This is a genomic window from Pseudomonadota bacterium (assembly GCA_010028905.1).
Classification (GTDB): domain Bacteria; phylum Vulcanimicrobiota; class Xenobia; order RGZZ01; family RGZZ01; genus RGZZ01.
Genome location: RGZZ01000716.1, coordinates 1 through 1821, shown reverse-complemented (window position 1 = coordinate 1821; position 1821 = coordinate 1). Strand labels below are relative to the sequence as shown.

The 1821-nt window shown below is 67.7% G+C and carries 3 protein-coding genes; all 3 read right to left on the bottom strand.

Annotated features, from left to right (window positions below; genetic code table 11):
* Window positions 1-111: 111 nt before the first annotated feature.
* Window positions 112-687, bottom strand: coding sequence for a YbhB/YbcL family Raf kinase inhibitor-like protein (locus EB084_24655; GenBank protein NDD31455.1), 576 nt, complete (start codon window positions 685-687; stop codon window positions 112-114).
* 10 nt (window positions 688-697) lie between these two features.
* Window positions 698-1120, bottom strand: a complete 423-nt coding sequence (locus EB084_24650; protein ID NDD31454.1) for a YjbQ family protein — start codon at window positions 1118-1120, stop codon at window positions 698-700.
* Window positions 1117-1821, bottom strand: a 705-nt coding sequence (locus tag EB084_24645) for a HugZ family protein (GenBank protein ID NDD31453.1), incomplete at its 5' end; no start/stop codon positions are given. The genes EB084_24645 and EB084_24650, both read right to left, overlap by 4 nt.

Genomic DNA, 1821 nt, shown 5'->3' with positions numbered 1-1821 from the left:
GCGCGAGGGTGAGCGCGGCGAGCGCGAGCACCGTCATCGCGCGCGTGGTCAGCGCGCGCGGGCGTCTTCCGAGGGCTGGCCCGGGGGCGAGCCTCTCATCCTTGCGAGGCCTCAATGGGCGAACACACCGGTCACGCGGCCCGTCTGTGTGACGCGCCCTCTCAGCGCCTTCTCGAGATCGGTGATGCGGCACTTGGGAGCCAGGCCCAGCGGCGAGCGGTAGGCGTACACCGTGATGACGTAGCGATGGCGCGCGCCCACGGGGGGGCAAGGTCCTCCCCAGCCCACGCGCCCGAAGTCGTTCAGGCCTTGCCGCGCACCGCCCGGGAGGGTCAGGGTCTTGGGCGCGTCTTCGTTGATGCGCCCGCCGCGGAACGGGAGATCATACACCAGCCAGTGGACGAAGCTACCGCCCGGGGCGTCTGGATCGACGCACGTGATGGCGAAGAACAGAGACCCATTGCCGCCCCCGCGCCACGACAGCGCGGGCGAGACATCGGCGCCATCGCAGGTGTAGCGCGCATCGATGGTGCCCCCCTCGGCCCAGGGGGCCTTCACCTGCAGGGTGAGCGCCGGGCCGGCAGTGGCGGCCCGCGGGGCCGTGGTGAGCCACGCCGACAAGCCTGTGAGCAGCGCCACCAGAAGTGCGCCTGGCCTGCGGCGGTGCGTTGGGGTCGCGCGTGTCATGGCAGGCTCCTCACTCGCCGATGATCTTCACGAGCACGCGCTTCTTGCGTCGCCCATCGAACTCGGCGTAAAAGATCTGTTCCCACGGACCGAAGTCGAGCTTTCCATCGGTGATGGCCACCACCACCTCACGCCCGAAGATCTGGCGCTTGATGTGGGCATCGCCGTTGTCTTCCCCCGTGCGGTTGTGGCGGTAGACCGAGGGAGACGCGTTGAACGGGGCCAGGCGTTCGAGGAAGTCGTCGAAGTCTTCGAGCAGCCCGCCCTCGTCGTCATTGATGTAGACGCTGGCGGTGATGTGCATGGCGTTCACGAGGCAGAGCCCTTCGCGAATCCCGCTCTTGCGCACCAGCTCGTCGACCTTGGGGGTGATGTTCATGTACCCCCGCCGCTTCGGGACCTCCATCCACAGGTGCTCGGTCAGCGATTTCACCGCGCGCGTGCCTCCTTCACCATCTCAATGAACGTGGCGCGTGTCGCCTCTGGCGTCTCGACGGGCTGGGGAAAGCCGAGTCGCACGAATCGCGGCCCCTGGGGCGTGACGGCCTGCATCTCGAAGCCCAGGCGATCGAACCCCTGCATGCGCGCCTCGGTGGTCTCCGACAGGCCCGCGTGGTGCCGGCACAGCAGCACCAGACTGTCGGCGTGATCGTCGTTCATGTGTGTGATGACACCTGGCGCGAACGCGGCCGTAGGGTCGGGGCGAGCGCAGCCCCAGTCTTCGATGGGGGTCCACGACATGCGGCCGAATCCGCCGATGTAGCGCACGGCCTTCACCTGCAGGCGATAGAACGCGAAATCCTTGAAATCGGCGTAGTAGGCGGCTTCCGGATGACGGTCGAGGTAGCGGGCACGGTCGTCGGAATCGGTCGCGCGTTCGACGACGCCCAGCAGGGTCACGCGTCCGAGGGCCAGCACATCACCGTCTCTACCTGTCTCGCCCACGAACAGCGAGGCGCGCGAATCTGCGCTGAAGTTGCGGGTGTGCTCGGCCAATGCGCTCGTGAGCAGAATGGGTGAACCGTCGTCGGACAGGGCGTAGCTCACCACCGAGCCGTAGGGAAATCCGGCCATGGGGTCGGTGGGGTCGTGTACCTCGGTGGAGGCGGTTGCCGTGGCGGGAGTGTCGTGCCC

What these genes read in the sequence shown, in the direction of transcription:
- EB084_24655 (NDD31455.1), bottom strand. Translation starts at nt 687, where the DNA reads ATGACACGCGCGACCCCAACGCACCGCCGCAGGCCAGGCGCACTTCTG.